The sequence below is a fragment of the Streptomyces wedmorensis genome (assembly GCF_000716445.1).
In the GTDB taxonomy this organism is placed as follows: Bacteria; Actinomycetota; Actinomycetes; order Streptomycetales; family Streptomycetaceae; genus Streptomyces; species Streptomyces wedmorensis.
Genome location: NZ_JNWK01000001.1, coordinates 209,595 through 229,680, shown reverse-complemented (window position 1 = coordinate 229,680; position 20,086 = coordinate 209,595). Strand labels below are relative to the sequence as shown.

14 protein-coding genes are annotated in these 20,086 nt (G+C 73.6%); 11 read left to right on the top strand and 3 right to left on the bottom strand.

What is annotated here, in order from left to right; genetic code table 11:
* Positions 1 to 5: 5 nt before the first annotated feature.
* Complete coding sequence (locus OO54_RS00905; RefSeq protein ID WP_078904996.1) at positions 6 to 1,736, bottom strand: BCCT family transporter; 1,731 nt, start codon at positions 1,734 to 1,736, stop codon at positions 6 to 8.
* Positions 1,737 to 1,858: 122 nt separating this feature from the next.
* On the opposite strand from OO54_RS00905, the gene OO54_RS00900 reads away from it, so the two are divergent.
* The 6 genes from OO54_RS00900 (at position 1,859) to OO54_RS00875 (ending at position 8,415) form a co-directional block, all read left to right on the top strand.
* Positions 1,859 to 2,620 carry a GntR family transcriptional regulator gene (locus OO54_RS00900; RefSeq protein ID WP_418953234.1) on the top strand — a complete coding sequence of 254 codons (762 nt, stop codon included), beginning with the start codon at positions 1,859 to 1,861 and terminating at the stop codon, positions 2,618 to 2,620.
* Positions 2,621 to 2,777: 157 nt separating this feature from the next.
* Complete coding sequence (locus OO54_RS00895; RefSeq protein WP_033200926.1) at positions 2,778 to 4,151, top strand: amidohydrolase; 1,374 nt, start codon at positions 2,778 to 2,780, stop codon at positions 4,149 to 4,151.
* A gap of 109 nt (positions 4,152 to 4,260) precedes the next feature.
* Positions 4,261 to 4,995, top strand: coding sequence for a hypothetical protein (locus OO54_RS00890; protein WP_033200925.1), 735 nt, complete (start codon positions 4,261 to 4,263; stop codon positions 4,993 to 4,995).
* A 197-nt stretch (positions 4,996 to 5,192) separates the two neighbouring features.
* Positions 5,193 to 6,248, top strand: coding sequence for an iron-siderophore ABC transporter substrate-binding protein (locus OO54_RS00885; protein WP_033200924.1), 1,056 nt, complete (start codon positions 5,193 to 5,195; stop codon positions 6,246 to 6,248).
* Between the two features lie 14 nt (positions 6,249 to 6,262).
* Positions 6,263 to 7,297, top strand: coding sequence for a FecCD family ABC transporter permease (locus tag OO54_RS00880; RefSeq protein ID WP_033200923.1), 1,035 nt, complete (start codon positions 6,263 to 6,265; stop codon positions 7,295 to 7,297).
* A 101-nt stretch (positions 7,298 to 7,398) separates the two neighbouring features.
* Positions 7,399 to 8,415, top strand: a complete 1,017-nt coding sequence (locus tag OO54_RS00875; RefSeq protein ID WP_051786641.1) for a FecCD family ABC transporter permease — start codon at positions 7,399 to 7,401, stop codon at positions 8,413 to 8,415.
* A gap of 34 nt (positions 8,416 to 8,449) precedes the next feature.
* Here the strand turns inward: OO54_RS00875 and OO54_RS00870 are convergent, their stop codons facing one another.
* Entirely contained in the window at positions 8,450 to 9,022 is a 573-nt protein-coding gene (locus OO54_RS00870) for a histidine phosphatase family protein (protein ID WP_033200922.1), read from the bottom strand.
* A gap of 258 nt (positions 9,023 to 9,280) precedes the next feature.
* On the opposite strand from OO54_RS00870, the gene OO54_RS00865 reads away from it, so the two are divergent.
* From OO54_RS00865 to OO54_RS00845, 5 genes are all read left to right on the top strand, one after another.
* Positions 9,281 to 9,508, top strand: a complete 228-nt coding sequence (locus tag OO54_RS00865; RefSeq protein ID WP_017236531.1) for a CbtB domain-containing protein — start codon at positions 9,281 to 9,283, stop codon at positions 9,506 to 9,508.
* Positions 9,509 to 9,522: 14 nt separating this feature from the next.
* Positions 9,523 to 10,329 (top strand): CbtA family protein, encoded by an 807-nt coding sequence (locus OO54_RS00860; protein WP_033200921.1) that lies wholly within the window; start codon positions 9,523 to 9,525, stop codon positions 10,327 to 10,329.
* Between the two features lie 184 nt (positions 10,330 to 10,513).
* Positions 10,514 to 15,190, top strand: a complete 4,677-nt coding sequence (locus OO54_RS48250; protein ID WP_051786621.1) for a DEAD/DEAH box helicase — start codon at positions 10,514 to 10,516, stop codon at positions 15,188 to 15,190.
* The gene (locus OO54_RS00850) at positions 15,187 to 15,849 is read left to right on the top strand and encodes a hypothetical protein (protein WP_033200920.1); all 663 of its coding nucleotides are present in this window, start codon (positions 15,187 to 15,189) and stop codon (positions 15,847 to 15,849) included. Before OO54_RS48250 ends, OO54_RS00850 begins: the two co-directional genes overlap by 4 nt.
* Positions 15,850 to 16,107: 258 nt before the next feature.
* On the top strand, positions 16,108 to 17,133 hold the full coding sequence (locus OO54_RS00845) for a LacI family DNA-binding transcriptional regulator (RefSeq protein WP_033200919.1): 1,026 nt from the start codon (positions 16,108 to 16,110) through the stop codon (positions 17,131 to 17,133).
* 94 nt (positions 17,134 to 17,227) lie between these two features.
* Here OO54_RS00845 and OO54_RS00840 read toward each other — a convergent pair whose 3' ends face one another.
* Complete coding sequence (locus tag OO54_RS00840; protein ID WP_033200918.1) at positions 17,228 to 19,999, bottom strand: glycosyl hydrolase; 2,772 nt, start codon at positions 19,997 to 19,999, stop codon at positions 17,228 to 17,230.
* Positions 20,000 to 20,086 lie beyond the last annotated feature (87 nt).

Below are 20,086 nucleotides of genomic sequence, written 5' to 3'. Positions count from 1 at the left end.
CGCCGTCAGGGGCCGTCCCCGTCGGGCGTTCCCGGGCCGATGGTGAGCTCGAAGTCGCCGTCGTACTTCTGGTGACCGGCGATCACGGCGACCTCGACGACCTCCCGGCCGACCTCGCCGCGGACGATCAGCGGGTCCTCGCGGAGATCGCGCATGAGCGCCACGCACATGCCGATCATCACCAGCACGAACGGCGCCGCCACCAGGATGGTGAGGTTCTGCAGGCCCGCCAGGGCATCGCCCTGGCCGTCGCCGACGAGGAGCATGACGGCGGCGACGGCTCCGGTGACGACGCCCCAGAAGACGACCACGAGCCGGGTGGGTTCGAAGGCGCCGCGCTGGGAGAGCGTGCCCATCACGATCGACGCCGCGTCCGCACCCGACACGAAGAAGATCCCGACGAGGACCATGACGAGCAGGCTCATCGTGCCGGTGATCGGGAACTCCTGGAGCAATCCGAAGAGTTGCCCCTCCGGAGTCGCCTCGCCCGCCAGGTCGCCCTGTTCGCTGAGCTTCATCGCCGCACCGCCGAAGATGGCGAACCACACCAGGCTGACGGTGCTGGGCACCAGGATGACGCCGCCGACGAACTGGCGGATGGTGCGGCCCCGGCTGATCCGGGCGATGAACATGCCGACGAAGGGCGTCCAGGAGATCCACCAGGCCCAGTAGAAGACCGTCCAGCTGCCCAGCCAGTCGTGGATGTTCGCGCCGCTGGTCGCCTCCGTGCGGCCGGCGAGCTGCGGCAGGTCGTCGATGTAGGCGGCGATCGAAGTGGGCAGCAGATCGAGCACGATGATGGTGGGGCCCGCGATGAACACGAAGAGGGCGAGTACCCCGGCGAGCACCATGTTGATGTTGGAGAGCCACTGGATGCCCTTCTCCACACCGGACACGGCGGAGAAGACGAAGGCCACGGTCAGTACGGCGATGATGGCGACGAGCAGCCCGGTGCCGGTCTTCTCCATCCAGCCCAGCTCCTCGAAGCCGCTGCCGATCTGGAGCGCGCCGAGGCCGAGCGAGGCGGCGGAGCCGAACAGCGTGGCGAAGATGGCCAGGATGTCGATGACCCGCCCGGGCCCGCCGTACGCCGCCTTCTCACCGATCAGCGGGACGAACACGGCGCTGATGGTCTGCCGGCGCCGGCGCCGGAACGTGGAGTACGCGATGGCGAGGCCGACGACCGCGTAGATCGCCCACGGGTGGAGCGTCCAGTGGAAGAGCGTGGTGGCCATGGAGGTCTGCATGCGCTCGGCCGAGTCCGCGGGGTGGGTACCGGGCGGCGGGGTGCCGTAGTGGGCGAGCGGCTCGCTCACCCCGTAGAACATCAGGCCGATCCCCATACCGGCACTGAACATCATGGCGATCCATGACACCGTCCGGAACTCCGGGCCCTCGCTCTCCTGGCCGAGCGTGATCCGGCCGTAGCGGCTGACGGCCAGCCAGAGCGCGAAGACGACGAAGCCGGACGCGGCCAGCATGAACGCCCAGCCGCCGTTGCGGATGAGCCCGTCGAGGAGGTCGCTCGACGCGTTCTCCAGGCTGTCCGTCGCGGTGGCGCCCCAGACGACGAAGGCGACGGTGAGGACGGCGGTGACGCCGAACACGATCCGGTCGGTACGGGCACGGCCGTGGTCGTGACGGCCCGGCAGGTCCGCCGTCACGGGCCGCGCGGCTCCGCCCGCCCGTTCGGCGCCGGCTCGGCGCCCGTCGGGTTTCCGTTCTTCCTGCGACACGAAGGGCACCTTTCACGGCATCAGGAACAAATGTGACGATGTCTCCGTAAGGCAGTACCACAGGCGGGGCAGGGCCAGTCGGGGGACACACGCGGGAAGGGCCGACGTATCCTCGGCCCGGCATGCCCGACGACGGACGGAAGAGGACAAGAACGGTGTCGGACAGACGCGGGACCGGCGCGGCGGCCGCCGACGGCGGCGCGGCCGCACCCCTCAAGGACGCACCCCTCGCGGACCCGCCGACAGCGGCGCCGCTCGGCGCGCGGGCACGGGAGGCGGTGCTCCAGCGCATCGTCGACCGGCGGTACACGCAGGGGGCCCGACTGGTCGAGCGGGAGGTCGCGGAGGAGCTCGGCATGTCCCGCGTGCCGGTGCGCGAGGCACTGCGCGCCCTGGTCACGGAGGGCCTCCTCGAGTTGCTGCCGCACAGCGGGGTGCGCGTGCGGCGGCTCGAGCGGGCCGATGTGGAGCACCTGTACGAGGTGTGGGAGCCGCTCTCGGTCCAGGCGTCGCGGCTCGCGGCGCGGGCCGTGGCGGCGGGCGCCACGGAGGGGCTCGACGCGCTCCGCGCCACGCTCCGGCAGGCCGAGTCCGCGGCCGCCGCGGACGAGGGGACCCGGGAGGTGGCCGCCCACACCGCGTTCCACGAGGGCGTCGTCGCCCTGTCGGGCAACCCACTGCTCGGGCGCACCATGGAGCAGCTGAGCTGGCAGCTGCGACTGGTGTTCGGCCTGCGCGAGGAACCCGCCCACATGCGCGCCCAGCACGCCGAGATGTACCGGCACATCGCCGCCGGCGACCCGGAGGCAGCCGCGGCGAGCACGCTGCTGCACGTGCGCGACAGCAGGGCCGTCGCCCTGCGGTCCCTGTTCGGCGACGCCTGACGCTATTTGTATACCAAGCATCGGAGGATGGCGCTCCCCTCTCGGGAAAATCCCATGTGACACGTCGAGTTCCGACTCCCGCGATCACCCCCTTGTTCGCCTTCTTTCGCTTGGTATACAAAACGGGGAGTCATCGGCCTACTCCCCTGGAGCTCCCATGCGCGTCGAAGCCACCCCTCCGTCCTCGTCGTCCTCCACCGGCGCACTCTCCCGCCGCACCATGCTGGCCGGGGCCGCCGCCCTGGCGGGCACCACCGCGACGATGGCCGCCACGGCCGGCGCCGCCCACGCGGCCGGCACCGGCACCGGCCACGCCGAAGCGGCCGCGTCCGGTGGCGCGGGGCGCCGCGCGAGGACCGCGGTCTTCCGGAACGTGCGCGTGCTCGGTGCGGCGAGGGCCACCGACCTGGTGGTGGTCGACGGCCGGATCTTCGACGGTCCGGCGCCGCGGGGCGCGAAGGTCGTCGACGGCGGCGGACGGATCGCGCTGCCGTCCCTGGTGGACGCCCACATCCACCCCGACAAGACGACGTGGGGCGGGTCATGGGTGTCGCGGCGGCCGGCGAGCGGCATCGCCGACTACGTCGCCCAGGACGTGGAGCTCTTCCGCAGCCAGCGCCGCCCCGTCGTGGAACGCGCGTACGGGCTGATGTCCCACGCGGTCGCCCGCGGCACCCGGGCGATGCGCGCGCACGCCGACGTGGCACCGGCCTACGGTCTCGCCGGTGCCGAGGGGGTGGCCGAGGCGCGCGAGCGGCTGCGGCACGCCCTGGACGTGCAGATCGTCGCCTTCCCGCAGCACGGCGTCATCCGTACGCCCGGCACCGCGGCCCTCCTGGAGAAGGCGGCGCGCACGGGCCTCATCGACATGATCGGCGGCATCGACCCCCTCGGCTTCGACCAGGCCCTCGACGAGCAGCTCGACACCGTGTTCGACATCGCGGACCGGCACGGCGTCGGCGTCGACATCCACCTGCACGACCGCGGCGAGAAGGGCCTCAAGGCCATGCGCGGCATCATCGACCGCACGCGCGCCCTGTCGCTCGCGGGCAAGGTCACCGTCAGCCACGTCTTCTGCCTGCCCGGCCTGACGGACCGTGAACTGGGTTCCGTCGCCGCCGACCTGGGCGAGCAGGACATCGCGCTCACCACGGTCGCGCCGTCCGACTCCCTGGTCCTGCCGATCGCCCGGCTGCGCGAGCACGGCGTGCGGGTCGGCCTCGGGTCCGACGGGGTGCGCGACTCCTGGAGCCCGTTCGGGAACGCCGACATGATGCACCGCGCGCACATACTCGGCTGGGTGACGGACGTCCGCCTCGACGACGAACTGGCGGAGTGCTACCGGGTGGCGACCCACGGCGGCGCGGACGTCATGGGTCTCGCGCACGCCGACTTCGAGCCCGGCGCACCGGCCGACTTCGTCCTCGTCCGCGGCGAGTGCCTGCCCCAGGTCGTCGTCGACATGCCCCGCCGCGACATGGTCGTGCACGGCGGCGTCGTCGTGGCCCGCGACGGGGAGTTCCTCGACTGACGCGACGGGGAGAGCCCTGGTGGAGGCGGTGAGGGGCGGGCGTTGCGTAGGCTCGAAGCGAGCGTTCCGCGTACTCGCACCACGCCGTCCCTACGACGAGGAGGACCCCATGACCACCGCCGAAGAAGGACGGCAGCAGCTGGACGCGGTCAGCGTGCTCAATGCGAAGAGGACGCTCCTCCAGCTGCTCGCCAGGGCGGGTGTCTGGTCCGGCGACGCGGAGGAGCTCATCGGGTTCGTCGAGGCCGGTGCCGTCGCACTCGCCTACGAGGAGGTCGGCAGGGGTCCGTGGCCCGCTCCGGAGGGGAAGGGCGAGCCGTACGCGTCCGGTTGGCTCGACGGCACCCGGGCCGTGACCGACGCGCTCGGCGAGGTCGCCGAGCGCGCCCTGCGGCGCGCCGTCGCCGCCGACCCGACGGCGGACTCCCCCGACGAACGCCCGCCCGTGGGACGGACGGAGGTCACGCGGACCAAGGTCGCGATGACCCCGCTCTACCTGTCGTTCACGGACGAGTCGGACCTGGATCCCGAGGTCACCGACCAGGTGCTCAGGGCCGTGCTCGGCACGATGAGCTCCCGGCAGCGCTCCCGGTACGCGGGGCGCCTGACCGAGTTCGCGTCCACGCACCGCGCGCGCCTCGAACGGTTGTACGCGGAATACGGCCCCGGCAGCGCGATCGCGATCCACGGCCGCTACTCCCTCGTCCACTCCCCCACCAGCGTCGCCGTGCTGGAGCGACTGGCCACGGCCCCCGCCGCCCTGCACGAGGAGTGGGACGCGGCCGAGCTGCCGCCCGCGTGGCTGGACGGACTGACCACGGCCTGGGGCGAGCCGCCGGCCTGACGGGCGGTCCGGCGCCGCGGCCGAGCGGGGAGCGGGGCGGCCGTCCGGGGGCGGGAGACCCCTGGTGATCCACCTCCCGAGGAGATAGGTTAGGCTCACCTAACAACGCCTCGCGATGGTCGCTGCCTGGTTCTCCCCTGCCCGGGGAGGCCTCCGGTGGCGCCTCAGCACCCCCTGCCCGGAGACAAGGATCCACCATGCCTGCTGTGTTCACGCCCCTTCGCCGTCGCGTCCTGGCGGCCGGCGCCGCCGCGGTCTCGCTCGGCCTCATGGTGACCGGCTGCGGTTCGGACGAGAAGAAGGACGACGCTGCGGGCGGCGCGACCAAGGCTCCGGCGACGGCCGCCTTCCCCGTCACCATCAAGAGCGCCCTCGGTGACGCGGTCATCAAGGAGAAGCCCAAGCGCGTGGTGACTCTCGGCCAGGGCTCGGCCGAGACCGCCATCGCCCTCGGCAACGTCCCCGTGGGCATCGAGGAGTACCCCTGGGGCAGCGACAAGTCCGGCTACCTCCCGTGGATCCACGAGGCCGTGACCAAGTCCGGCGGCACGCTGCCCAAGCAGTTCAAGGGCGGCGAGGAGCTCGACATCGAGGCCATCACCGAGCTCGAGCCCGACGTCATCCTGGCCCCCTGGTCCGGCCTGACGCAGAAGCAGTACGACATCCTCAAGGACATCGCGCCCACCGTCGCCTACCCCGAGAAGGCGTGGAGCACGAACTGGGACCAGCAGATCGAGATCATCACCAAGGCGCTCGGTCAGCCGGAGAAGGCCAAGGAGCTCGAGTCGAAGATCGACAAGCAGCTCGCCGACGCGGCGGCCTCCCGTCCCAACTACAAGAACGTCACGTTCTCGTACATCTACAACACCGGCCCCGGCAGCCTCGGCATCTTCAAGCCCGAGGAGCAGCGCGTCGCCATGGTCTCCAAGCTGGGCCTCAAGGTCGACCCGATCGTGAACACCTTCCCGGAGACCGAGGGCACTGACTCGGCCCTGATCGGCCTGGAGAACGCCAACAAGCTGGCGAAGAGCGACATCGCCTTCACCTTCTACATGGACGAGAAGTCCCGCAAGGCCGTCGAGGCCCAGCCGCTGTACGCGGCCATCCCCGCCGTGAAGAAGGACGCGCTGGTCTACAGCCACGACACCCCCTTCGTCACCGCCTCCTCGATGATCAACCCGCTCACGGTGCCGTACAGCATCGAGCGCTACCTGCCGATGATCGACAAGGCCGTCGCCAAGGCCGGGAAGTAACAGCGGTTCACAGCGTGACCACTCTCTCCCGGATCGGCCAGGGCCCCGCCGTCTCACGGCGGGGCCCTGCCCGGCATGTCATGGCCGCCGTGCTGTGCCTGACCCTGTTCGCCCTGGCGCTGCTGGCCAGCGTGATGTTCGGCAGCAAGGCGACGTCCGCAGGCGACGTCCTGCGGGTCCTCACCGGCGGCGGCGACGAGTACACCCGTACCGTCATCGAGAGCCGCTATCCGCGCACCGCCCTCGGGGTGCTCGCGGGGCTCTGCCTCGCCGTCGCGGGCACCCTGATGCAGGGCATCACGCGCAACCCGCTGGCCGAGCCCGGCCTGCTCGGCATCAACGCGGGCGCGTCCGCCAGCATCGTCGCCGCCACGGCGTTCCTCGGTGCCTCCGGGCAGCGGGAGACCATCTGGTGGGCCCTGGTCGGCGCACTCGCGACCGGTGTCGTCGTGCACCTCATCGGCACGGCCGGCGGCGGCAGCAGCCCGGTCCGCCTGGTGCTCGCCGGCGCGGTGCTGTCCGCCGTCCTGGCCGCGTTCATCCAGGCCGTCGCCCTCTCCAAGCCCCAGGTCTTCGACACGTACCGCTACTGGGTGGTCGGCGCGCTCGGCGGCCGCGGGTTCGACGCCGTCTGGGCGGTCCTGCCGTTCGCCGGGGCGGGGTTCGTCCTCGCGGCGCTGCTCGCGCCGGGGCTCAACGCCATGGCGATGGGCGACGACAAGGCCGCCTCCCTCGGCATCAGCCCCGCGCGCGTGAAGGGTGCCGGACTGCTGGCCGCGACCCTGCTCGCCGGCGCCGCCACGGCGGCGGTGGGTCCCATCGCCTTCGTCGGACTCGCCGTCCCGCACCTCGTCCGGGCCCTGGTGGGCGCCGACTTCCGCCTGCAGATCCTCTTCGCATCCCTCGCGGGGCCCACCCTGCTGCTGTTCGCGGACGTCATCGGACGGGTCCTCCTGCGGCCGCAGGAGCTCATGGTCGGCGTCGTCACCGCCTTCGTGGGAGCCCCCGCCCTGCTCTTCGCCGTCCGCCGCATGAGGGGAGCGGCATGAAGACCGCCGACCCGACCGACACCCCGACCGGCGCCGACGCCGGTACCGACACCCGGGCCGGGACCACGGCGCGCCGCCAAGCGCGACCCGTGCGCCGCATCATGGTCCGCATCGGCCCCTGGGTGGCCGTACCCGTGCGCCGCTCCTCCCTGATCGCCGCCGCGATCAGCCTGCTGCTGCTCCTCGGCGGTGCCGTGGCGACGCTGTCGATGGGCAGGCTCGGCATCGACCTCGCAGACCTCCCGTCGGCGCTCATGGGCGAGGCGAGGGGCAAGAACGCCTTCGTCCTGAACCGGCTGCGCGGCCCGCGGCTCGTGGTGGCCATCGGCACCGGCGCGGCCTTCGGGCTCTCCGGGGCGCTGTTCCAGTCCGTCACCCGCAATCCGCTGGGCAGCCCCGACGTGATCGGGCTCGGCGCCGGCGCCGGGGCGGGCGCGGCGGCCGCCGCGCTCTTCCTGCCGGACGTCATGCCGATCGCCGTCGGCTCGCTGCTCGGCGGACTGATCGCCATGGCCGTCGTCTACTTCTCCACCGGGACGGGCTTCCGCAGCCCGGGACGTCTGGTGGTGGCCGGCATCGGCGTCGCCGCGATGGCGACGGCCCTCACGCAGTACGTGGTGTACGCCGTCGAGCGGGACAAGGCCAGCGCCCTCACCGCGTACATCAACGGCAGCCTCTCCGCGCGTTCCTGGGAGGACGCGACGACGATCTGGATCGTCCTCCTCGTGTGCGTGCCGTTCGCCGCTCTGCTCGCCCGGCCGCTGAGCATCGGCGAGATGGGCGACGACACCTCCACCGGCCTCGGCGCCCGTCCGGCCCGTACGGCAACCGCGGCGATCGCCCTGTCGATCATGCTCTCCGCCGGCGCCGTCAGCGTCGCCGGCCCGATCGCCTTCATCTCCCTGACGGCGCCGCAGATCGCCAAGCGCGTCACCCGCAGCGGCGGACCCCACCTCGTGATGTCCACCCTCCTCGGCGCGCTGCTCCTGGTCCTCGCCGACCTCACCGCGCAGCAGCTGCCACTCTTCGACGACCTGCCCGTCGGCCTCTACACGATGGCCGTCGGCGGCGGTTACCTCGGCTACCTGCTGATCCGGGAGTGGCACCGGCCCGTGTGACCCACGACGACCGCACGTCGGCGAGGCGCGGCCCCTACAGGGGGGCGAGCGCCTCGCCGACTCGTAGGTTCCACCGGCCGGCGCGGCCGGTGAGGTGAACGGCCGTCAGGGGCCGGACGTCGAGGCGCCAGGAGGTGCCGTCGGATGCCCCGAGGGCGTGCAGGACGGCGGCACGGACGACGTCCGGTTCGGCGACGGCGACGACGGGACCCGAGACGGCCGGGAGCGCGTCGAGCCAGGAGCCGACCCTGTGTCCGAGGTCCCGCAGGGACTCGCCGCCGTGGGGTGCCGCCGACGGGTCGGAGAGCCAGGCGGCGACCGCCTGTTCCTCGCCCGCGGCGACGTCGGCGAGCGTCCGTCCCCGCCAACGCCCCATGTCGCAGGCGGCGAGTTCGCTCACCGGTTCGGCGTGGAGACCGAGCGCCAGCGCGGTGCCGCGACAGCGTGCGGACGGCGAGGTGTAGGCGCGGGGGGCGGGGGAGACCGAGGAGGCGACGGACTCGGCGCGGGCGACCCCAGCCGGGTCGAGGGGGCCGTCGTCGTCGAAGCGCACCTCGCGCATCGACTCGCTCGTCGCCGGGGAGATCAGCGTCAGCCGGACTGTCATCGAGTTCCTTGTTCTCGTCGGGGAGCGTACGGAGAGTGATCCAGGCCTCACACTCTTGGCGGCGGCCTCCGCACGCGGTACGGTCAGGCGACATTTGAACAGCGTGACGACGGCGAGACGGAAGTCCGGTGAGAACCCGGCACGGTCGCGCCACTGTAAGCCGCGGCGGCCCGGAAGGTGACGTCGCGTGAAGTCAGACCCGTGGACCGTCGTCTTGCACCACCGTTTGGGACGCGAGTTCCCGCAGGAGGTTTCATCATGGCCGAGGCTGTCGTCTCCGCTGCCGTTTCCGCCCCTTCCGTGGCCGTACCGGCTCCGCTGCCCGTCCGGGCCGTCCTTCCCTGGGCCTTCTTCGTCGGCCTTCTCGCCCTGATCGCGCTGTACTTCGTCGGCGCCGAGCAAGGTGCCACCTCGCTGTTCGCGGGCTCCGACGTGCACGAGTGGGTGCACGACGGTCGCCACCTGCTCGGCTTCCCCTGCCACTGAGGGGCGTTCCGTACATGCACGCCTCAACTGTGAGATCCCTGCTGGTCCGTGGCATGCTCGCGGGCCTGGTCGCCGGGCTGTTCGCCTTCGCCGTCGCCTACGTGGTGGGTGAGCCTCCCGTGAACGGCTCCATCGCCGTCGAGGAGGCCCAGGCCGCCCACGAGGCCGGGGCGCACGCCGGTCACGGCGCCGCGGCCGCCGAGGAGCCCGCCGAGGAGGAAGCGGTCAGCCGCGACGTCCAGTCGACGTTCGGCCTGGCCACCGGCGTCCTGGTGTACGGAGTGGCGCTGGGCGGCATCGCCGCCCTCGCGTTCTCCTTCACGCTGGGCCGCGTCGGCCGGTTCAGCCCGCGGGCGACCGCGGCGCTGGTCTCGGCGGCCGCGTTCACCACCGTCTACCTGGTGCCGTTCCTGAAGTACCCGGCGACCCCGCCGGCCGTCGGCAATCCGGACACGATCGGGAAGCGCACGACGCTGTTCTTCCTGATGATCCTGCTCAGCGTGCTCCTCGGCGTCGCCGCGGTGATCGCGGGGCGGCGGCTCGCGCCGCGTCTGGGCAACTGGAACGCGACCCTGGCCGCCGGTGCCGGCTTCGTCGTCGTGACGGCCGTCGCCTTCGCGGTGCTGCCGGACAACGACGACGCGGTCAAGGCCGGCTTCCCGGCCGCGCTGCTCTGGGAGTTCAGGGTGGCCTCGCTGGCCGTCCAGCTGGTCATGTGGGCGGTGTTCGCGGTGGTCTTCGGCGTCCTCGCGCAGAAGGCCCTCGCCCCCCGGGTGGCCGCCGAAGCTCCGGCTCAGGTCGGGGCGCCGGTCGCCGGCTGACCGGAGACCGACCCGACGGCTCCGCCCCGCGCGCCGCTCGCGTGCGGGGCGGAGCCATGTCCGGACCTTCCCCGAACCTCCGGGCGGGTACCGGCGATACGGGGAACGTCGACACCCCCGCACGTTCCGCTCCGTATACTGAGCGCGCACATGTCATCACGTTCCGCATTCGGAGGGTCTCCTCTTGAGTGGTCGTCCTCAGCTGGTCGACGGAGTCCGGCAGTTCGAAGGTGCCGCGGAATCCGGCGGGCAGCCGGCCTGGCACGAACGGGCCAAGCGGGCGATCGGAACGGGGCGGACGGACACCACCCTGGTGGCCGAGGCGGAACGGCTGGCCCGCTCCGGACAGCTCACGCCCCGGGACCTGCGCCTGCTCCTCCTCGCGACCGACGACCACCCGGCGTGGCTGACGGCCCGCCGCCTCGCGGTCGACGCCCTCGAGGCCACCCCGGAAGTACCCCAGCAGGTGCTGACCGCCCACACGCAGATCGAGGTCTGGCCGCCGCCCTCGTACGAGGAGTCCTCCGAGCACCTGCCGAGCGGGCACGTCCAGCACACCGTGGCCGTACGGCTCGGGCCGGCCGACGGGCCGGTGACCGGACCGGCCCGCAGCGCCCGGTCGTTGCAGCGCGCCCGGCAGGCCGCCGCCCACGCCCTGCTGCGACGGCTGGCGGGCGTCGACGGACCGGACGCGGACGAAGCCGGAGCGACACCGCCCCGGCTGACGCTGCCGGGGATGGGCACGGAGGTCTTCGAGTGCCTGCTGAACGCCCGGGTGACGACGGACGAACCCGGCCCCGACCTCGCGGCCGAGGTGGCCCGCCGGGCCGGAACGGCGCGACTGCGCCACCGGGACCTGCAAGTCCTGCTCTTCGGTGCCCAGGGGCCCGCCTGGCGGGATCTGCGCCTCCTCGCACTCGACCACGCGGCCCACATGCAGTCGGCGGCGGCCACGCTCCTGCGCTGGCACGCGGACGCGCGGGGCGCGGCACTCCAGCACACGGTCACCCCGTCCGCCGGAGGATCCGCCTGCCGCTGGAGCTGGCAGGACCCCGGCGCACCCGTCGTCGAGGGCCCCGCACGCACCGCCCGGGACCGCCGCCGGGCCGTCCACCAGGGCGCCATCGCCCTCCTGGCCGAACTGGCCGGTCTTCCCGAACCCGAGCGGGAGCCGGAACCGCCCGCCGCCGGCGAGGCGGACGGGGCACGGCGGACAGCACGGATCCAGCCGGTGCCGGCGGGCCAGGATCCGGTGAAGTACCTGAACAAGTACACCCAGTTGGACGTCATCACCAAGCCGGTCCCGACGTTCACGGCCGCCCCGAAGAGCGTCGCCTGCACCTACACCTGCACCCTCGTCCACACCGGCGAGCAGGTCCTCGGCACCGGGCGCGCCAAGCAGCGCACGGACGCCCGACGCGCGGCGGCGTCGGCGCTGATGGCCGAACTGGTGGTCCGGGACGCCGAGTCGGTGTCCGCCGGGGCCGGCGGGCGCGGATCCGCCTCCGGAACCGCCGGAGCCGTAGGGCCCGGGGCCGCCGGGGTCGTCGGGCCCGGGGCCGCTCCCGGACCCTACGGGGCCGCCGCTCGCGGTGCGGGCGAACCGCCCCGCGCCGGGAGCGAGCCCCCCGGCGCACCCGCCGAAGCCGCCGCCCACAGGACCGTCGCCCCCGCCGCGCGTCCGGCCGTGCGCCCGCCCCTGCCGGGCCCTCGATCCGCGCCGACCGCCCCCTCCCCGGCGCGGGGAGGGTCGGGACTCTCGGCCGCCGACGCGATCGCGGAGGCGCTCGCCGCCGGGTGTGCCGTCTCGTTCCTGCCGGGCGACGGTGGGCCCGGCGCGCTGCTGCTCCACCGGGCCGACGGGGCTCCGATGCCGGACCCCGGGCTGCCGGAACCCCTGTCCCCGGCGCGCTGTCCGGTCCTGCTGCCGTCGGCTGCCTCGCCCGTCCCGGTGGTGGGGTGGCGGGTTCCGGCGGCCGCCGCCGTACCCGTACTCCTGCGGCGTGACCGGAGCTCCGGGTGGCATCCGACGGCGGTGGACTGGGAGCGGGTGGCCCGTCTCGCGCTTCAGGCGGTCGCGGCGGGGCTCGTCCGTCCGGCGCTCACCGCGGACGGGGCCGACCAGTGGCGGCTGGGTCCGTTGCCGATCGCGACGGCGCGGGCGGTGGAGGCGTCGGCCGACCGCATGTCCCCGCACGCGCACGCGGTGGCCGTCGGCGGTCGGCTCCTGGCGGCGCGGGATGCCGTGCCGGCGTTCCTCGACTCGGTGGCCGACGGCCTGTTGCGCACCCCGGCGGCCGTCCTCTTCGGTACGGGGCCGTACCTGGGCCCGGTCGGCAGCCGTCTGCCGGACGCGGCGGAACGGCCCACCACGCCGGTGCCGGGAACGGAGTCTGAGCCGGGCTCAGGGCCGGACGACGTGCGGCGGTGGCTCGACGCGGTCGAGGACCGGTGGGACGACGGTCCGCCGCCCCGGCTGGTGCTCGACATCGCCGAGCCCTCCGAGGAGGAGGCCACTGCGGGGCGGCTGACCGGCCGTCTGCTGCTGGCGGTCGGCGACGGTCCGGCGGTGCCGGCCTCTCGGCGGGCCGTGCCTGCCGGAGCGCGAGGGCCTCAGCGACCGGCCGGACGGAGCGGACCCGGCGGACCGGACGGGTTGTCGGGGCCCGGCGGACCCGGCGGATTGTCGGGGCCCGGCGGACCCGGCACGCCCGGTGGCGAGATCCCCGTCCCCCGTCTCTGGTCCGGCCAAGTGGCCCTCGCCGGTGTCGAGCCGTACCACCTGCGCGACCGCGTCCGCCGCCGCGTCGAGCGGCTGGCCCGGCGGTGTTCGGTGCTGGCCGGGCTGCTGCCGTCGCCCGGGGACCTGGCGGTCGACGCGGCCGGAATCGTACGGCTCCTGGCGGCCGAGGAGGCCCTCGCCGAGGACGGCCTGGTGGTGCGGTGGCCGGCCGGGCTGCGGGACCGGTTGTCGGCGCACGCCGTCGTGGGAGGCCCCGTGCGGGGCGCGGACGGAGCGGCGCTCGACGAGGGGCCGGGCGCGGGCCGGACGGAGGGGGGCCGTCACGCCGGGGCGTCGCGTGCGACGGGGGGTGTGCCCCGGTTCAGCCTCCAGGCGTTGCTCGACTTCCGCTGGCAGGTGGCGCTGGGCGGGGACGTGTTGAGCGAGGCGGAGATGGACGAGCTCGCGGAGGCGGCCCGGCCGCTCGTCCGGGTGCGGGGCCAGTGGGTGCTGCTCGACGCCGCGATGACGGGGCGGCTGCGGCGGCGCGAGATCGGCAGCCTGGCCGGCGTCGAGGCCCTCGCCGCGGCCCTCACGGGCACGGTGAGCGTCGACGGGGTGACGGTGCCGTGCCGGGCGGGTGGGGACCTGGCCGGGGTCGTCGAGGTCCTGCGGCAGGGCGAGCACGCGGCGCCGGTGGCTGCGCCCGCGCGGCTGGAGGCCGTGTTGCGCGCGTACCAGCAGCGGGCGCTGGCCTGGCTGGGGCACACCAGCGGGCTCGGGTTCGGGGCGGTGCTCGCCGACGACATGGGCCTGGGCAAGACTCTCACGGCGATCGCGTACGCCCTGCACCGGCAGGAGAAGGGGCACCGAGGTCCGGTCCTCGTGGTGTGTCCGTCGTCGCTGGTGACGAACTGGGAGCGGGAGATCGGACGGTTCGCGCCGCATCTGGACGTGACCGTCTATCACGGGACGCGGCGGAGCCTGGAATCCGTCGCCGACGGCGCCGTCGTCCTCACCACGTACGGGGTGCTGCGCCGCGACCCGGCGCTCGCGGCCCGCACCTGGGACCTGGTGATCGCCGACGAGGCCCAGCACGCCAAGAACGCGGCCTCGTCGACGGCACGACGGCTGGGCGGGCTGGTCTCCACCACTCGGCTGGCCCTCACCGGCACGCCGGTCGAGAACAACCTCTCCGAGTTGTGGACGCTGCTCGACTGGGTCAATCCGGGCCTCTTCGGGACGCTGAAGGCCTTCCGTTCCCGCTACGCGGCGGCCGCCGAGCGCGAGCCGGACGGCCCGGCCGCGCAGGCCCTCGCGCGGCTGATCGCACCGTTCCTGCTGCGCCGCCGCAAGACCGACCCGCACGTGGCGCCCGAGCTGCCCGCGAAGGTCGAGTCCCGGCGGATCGTGGAGCTCACGGCCGAACAGGTCGCCCTCTACGAGGCCGTGGTCCGCGAGACGATGGAGCAGCTCTCGGCCGCCCCCTCCCAGGCCCGGTCCGGTCTGGTGTTCAAGCTGATCACCGCGCTGAAGCAGATCACCAACCACCCGGCCCACTACTGGGACGAGGAGCATCCCGGTGCGGATCGCGTACGGGAGTTCACCGCCCGCTCGGCCAAGCTGGAGGCGCTCGACGAACTGGTCGAGACGATCACCGGGCGGGGTGAGGCGGCCCTCGTGTTCACCGGTTACGTCACCATGGGCCGGCTCCTCGAACAGCACCTGACGCACCTGGGACACCGCCCGCTGTTCCTGCACGGCGGCCTGAACACACGGCGGCGTCAGGAGCTCGTGGACGCCTTCCAGGCGGGGCGGTCACCGCTGTTCCTGCTCTCCGTGAAGGCGGGCGGCACCGGACTCAACCTGACCAGAGCGGGCCACGTCGTCCACTTCGACCGCAGCTGGAACGCCGCCGTCGAGGACCAGGCGTCCGACCGCGCGCACCGGATCGGGCAGCGGCGGACCGTCACCGTCCACCACCTCGTCACGCGGGGCACCATCGAGGACCGGATCGACCAGCTCCTCACCCACAAGCGGACCCTCCAGGACACGGTCCTCGCCTCGGGGGACTCGGGTCTGGCCCGCCTCTCCGACCGCGAACTCGCCGACCTCGTCAGCCTGGGAGGCCTCGTATGAGCACCTCGCCCGCCGCCGTCCCGCCGCCCGTCACCGACGCGACCGGGTGCGTCGCGGCGGGCGGCGGCGTCCTCCCCGTCCTGGACGCCGTCGACGGACCGCCCCCCGCCCCCCTCCCCTCCGTGGACGTGCTGCGGGTGCTCGTCGCCGACGCCGCGGGCCGTGCGGCCGCGCTTCTCGACGACCCGTGGGACGGGACCGCGGCGGTGGCGGCCGACGCCGTCACGGTCGACGTGGCCCGCTTCGCCGCCCTCCACGGAGACGCGTACCTGGAGGCCGCCGCCGCGCATCTCGGGCTCACCGTGCCGCGGACACGGCAGCTGGCCGTCGCGTACCGGTACGGCGGCCCGGCCGCCGTCGCGACCCACCTCGCCCCGCAGCCGGCCGATCCCGAGGTCCTCGCCGCCGCGGAGCACGCCGTGCAGCCGTTCCGGCCCGCGCCGACGGCCCCGGTGGAGCGCCACCACAACCACCTCACCGACGCGCCGGCCCGCGTCCAGCTCCGTCACGGCCCTGATGGCCTCTGGCACCCGTACGTCGAGCGCTACGGCGACTGGCAGCCGGCCGCCGTACCGCACGCCGATCCCGCCGAGGCCTACCGGGCCGCCCGTGCGGCACTCCGCGGGCCGGGCGGGCCCGGGAAGGGCGCGCGGGGCTGAGTGCGGGCCGCGGCTGAGTACGGGGATCCCGCCCGGGCGTCGTCCGGGCGGGATCCCCGCTCGGACGGGAGTCCGGGAACGGGGTCCGGGAACAGAGGCCGGAAACAGGGTCCGGGACCAGAGTCCGGGATCAGACCCTGGGAGCGCTCTCAGTCGATTCGGGCTGCGGATATCCTGGTACGCGCGGGACCACGGCCCCAGGGCGTCGTCCGGGACCGCCGCCCGCCCACCAGCCGACGCAGCCGAGGAGCGCCCGCCGTGACCGAACAGACCGCGGGGTCCCGCCCCACGCTGGAAGCCGTCGCCGCGCACGCGGGCGTGTCCCGCGCCACGGCCTCGCGGGTCGTCAACGGGGGCGCGGGCGTGCGCACTCCGCTGGTCGAGAAGGTGCGCCGGGCGGTCGAGGAGCTCGGTTACGTCCCCAACCACGCGGCGCGGACGCTGGTGACCCGGCGCAACGGCGCGGTGGCGGTGATCATCGCGGAGCCGGAGTTCCGGGTGTTCTCGGATCCGTTCTTCGAGCAGCAGGTGCGCGGCATCAGCCGGGAACTGACTGCGCACGACGCCCAGTTGGTGCTGCTGTGGGTCGAGGGCCCGGGCGATCACGACCGCATCGCCCGCTATCTCGGCGGCGGGCACGTCGACGGGGCGCTGGCGTTCTCGCTGCACAGCGACGACGCGCTGCCGGCCGTGATCGACCGGGCCAGGATCCCCGTGGTCTTCGGCGGGCGGCCCACCCCCGGCACCGCGCCGACCATCCCGTTCGTCGACTGCGACAACCGCGGCGGCGCCCGTGAGGCGGTGCGGCACCTGGTGGGTCTCGGCCGCCGGACCATCGCCCACATCTCGGGGCCGCCCGACCAGACGTCCGCCGTCGACCGGATCCACGGCTATCGGGACGTCCTCATCGACGCCGATCCCGCCCTGGTGTGCCAGGGCGACTTCACCGAGGAGAGCGGGGCCCGCGCGATGGCGGAGCTGCTCGACCGGCGGCCGGACGTCGACGGCGTGTTCGTCGCGAACGACCTGATGGCGTCGGGCGCGCTGCTCACCCTGCGGGAGCGGGGCGTCCGGGTGCCGGAGGACGTGGCCGTCGTCGGCTTCGACGACATGGACTCGGTGGTCCGCAGGACCCGTCCGGCCCTGACCACGGTGCACCAGGACATCGAGGGCATGGGCCGGCTGATGGTGAAGCTGCTGATGAGGCTGCTCGACGGGACCGGCCCCGAGGTCCCCGAGTCCGTGATCACCCCGACGTCGCTGGTCCGCCGCGCCTCCGCCTGAGGCGGGAGGGAAGCCCGCACGAGAGGCGGCGGGCACGGGAAGCGGCGGGCACGGGGATTCCCCGGACCCGCCGCCGTCTCACGAGACGCCCCGGTCAGTCGTACGGGATGACGAGCACGGAGCGGTCCGTGCCGGTCTGGAGCCGGGAGTCGCCGTTGCCGATGGCGCTCCAGACCTCCAGGCGGACCGTGCCGCCGCGCAGGTCGCCGAGCGTGCCGGTGGCGGACTTCAGGCCGCGGGCCTGGGCGTACTCCTCCCAGCCGGTGACCGGGTCGGTCGCGAAGTAGTGGTACGTCTCCGTCCGGTCGAAGGTGCCGTCGCCGGTGAGGTCGTAGCTGATCCTGGCCTGCTGGCCGAGGCCGACGGCCGTGCCCGCGTCCACCTGGAGGCGGAAGGCGGTGGCGCCGCCGGTCCTGAGGGTGCCGTTGACGCCCCTGACCTCGTAGACGAGCGGCCGGTTCGGGGTGCCGTCGTGGTTGGCGCCGCCGGCGGAGGCGATGGTGTCGCTGCCCGCGGTGGCGCCGGTGGCCGTGGTGAGGGTGCCGCCGGTGCGGAGCTGGAAGGTGTTGCCGGTGGACGGCTCCGGGTCGGGGTCGGTGCCGCCCGTTCCGCTGCCGGTGGCGGTCGACCGGGCGGGAACGGTCAGGGACTTGCCGTCGGAGAAGGTCACCGTGCGGGCGGTCGTGCCGTGGTTGTGGGCGACGTAGGTGCGGGTGGTGCCCTTGAGGAAGACGGCGGAGGTGGGCAGGGAGCCGGTGACGGTGGCGTCGGGGGCTCCGAGGGTGTCGAGGGCGGTGAGCCAGTGGTAGGTGTGGGCCTTGGACTCGCCCGCCTCCGGGGCGTACCCGGCGTTCCCCGCGTCCCACTTGGCCTTGGCGGCGGCGGGGTCGGCGAAGGACTGGAACTCCCAGAGGATGTCGCGCCATTCGACGGCGGGGCCGCCGTTCTCCCGTTCCATTTCGGCGATGTTGCGCCGGACGGCGTCCTTGCGTGCGCCGAGGTGCAGTGAACCGCCGGTCACCGGGAGGACGTTGATGCCGTGGATCTCCTCGGGGTTGGCGGTCCACCAGGTGGAGTAGGCGGCGCCGCTGCCCCAGACCATGCCGACGGTGTCGTGCTGGAAGGCGGCGGGGAAGACCTGCTGGTCGGCGTCGAACCAGTACTGGGCGATGGCCTCGCCCTCGGTGGTGAGCAGGTACGTGCCGAGGTCGCGCAGTGCGGTGTCGCCGGTGGCCGAGCCCCACAGGACGAGGGCGGCGCTGAGGTTGGTCGACTCGGAGGAGGACTCCTGGTTGTTGCCGGCGGCGAAGCCCTGGTGGCCGCTGGCCCAGCTGTGCCCGGCGTAGACGTCGAAGCCGCGCAGGAAGGGGAAGGCGCCGTCGGTGCGGCTGGGGTTGGCGGTGTCGCGGACCAGGGTCTTCACCATGGCGCCCCAGGCGGAGTCGGCGGCCCAGGCGGGGTCGTACTGGGCGACGATCGCGGCGGCGTACACGTAGTAGCCGTAGTGGAAGTGGTGGTCGTTGAGTTCGGTGTCGCTGCCGTAGGAGGCGGGGTAGCCGGTGAGCGTCTTCCACACCTGGTCGTACGAGAACTCGTTGGCGCCGCCGGCCGTGAACCAGTCCTGGAGGCGGCCCTTCATCAGGCCGAGGAGCTTGTCGCGGATCGCGCCCTCGCCGATCTGGTCGGCGAGCGGGACGAGCTGGGCGAGCTTTCCGAGCGCCTTGCCGGTCCAGTAGGTGTCGACGGCTCCGGAGAACGGGTCGGAGGAGTTCGCCACCTCGTTCAGGTAGCCGCGCAGCCGGGCGGTGTCCGCGCCCGTGCCGCCGGGGAGGGCGGGCAGGGTGGCGGCGGCGCGCTGGGAGGTGGTGAAGGAGGCGGACTCGCGGACCTTCATGGTCCCGCGGGGCGAGACGTAGGTGTACGGGGTGAGCGGGTCGGTGGTGTGCAGCCACTGGTGGCGGTAGAGGGCCTGGAGGGTGCCTCGCTCGGTGCCCTCCTTGGCCTCGGTGGTGAGGCCGTAGGTGGCGCGGACGGTGCCCGCGTCGTAGCTCCAGTTCACGGTGGATCCGGTGACGAAGCTGTAGGCGTACTTCCGGTAGGTCGCGAGGGCGTCGGTGGAGGGCAGGACGGCGACGGAGAAGTAGTCCTTGCCGCCGAGCCCGGCGGTGACGGTCGTGCCGGAGACGTTCCAGTCGGTGCCGCTGGGAGCGAAGAGGGCGTAGTGGTGGCCCGCCACGGTGATGCCGAGGACGTTGCCCTGGTCGGCGAAGACGGCGGGCGTCTCGGCGGTGGTGACGCGGGCGTCGCCGCCGCTGCCCTTGGCGTACACGAAGGGCAGGCCGTGGCCGATGGTGGTGCGCAGGGTGCGGGAGCCGTCGGACCAGTAGGGGGTGACGGTCCAGTCGGACCAGGCGTCGGCCTTGGTGTCCGGCGAGTTGAGGCCGGTGAGGCCCAGCGTGAGGTCGCGTTTGTGCGCGTACTCGTACTGGCGCCCGTCGCCGACGACGGCGGGGCTGGTCGGGTAGCCGATCTCCAGGCCCCCTGCGACGGCCTGGTAGGTGAGCGGGTGGCCGTACATCGGGGTGGAGTACGGGTTGTCGCCGTAGCGCTGGAAGGCGAGGGAGGACCACCAGTCGTTGGTGGGGACCGGCTTGCCCTGGGCGGCGGGGGTGACCTTGGGGGTGACCGGTGCGCCGGTGTTGGTGGTGGGGCCGGAGGTTCCGGCGGGGCGGGTGTCGGAGTAGCTTCCGGCGCCCGTGGGAACGGTGGCCGCGGCCGCCGGGGCGGCGGCTGGGCCCAGGCCCAGGGCGGCGAGGGCGGAGACCAGGACCAGCGCTGCGGCCGGCCGTGTGCGGGGGGCTGGCATGAACGGCACCTCATGTCGTCGCGGAGTCGCGGAGTCGCGTGGAGCGAGGGGATGGACGAGGGGCGGAACGTGTGGCTGAGCGAGTGG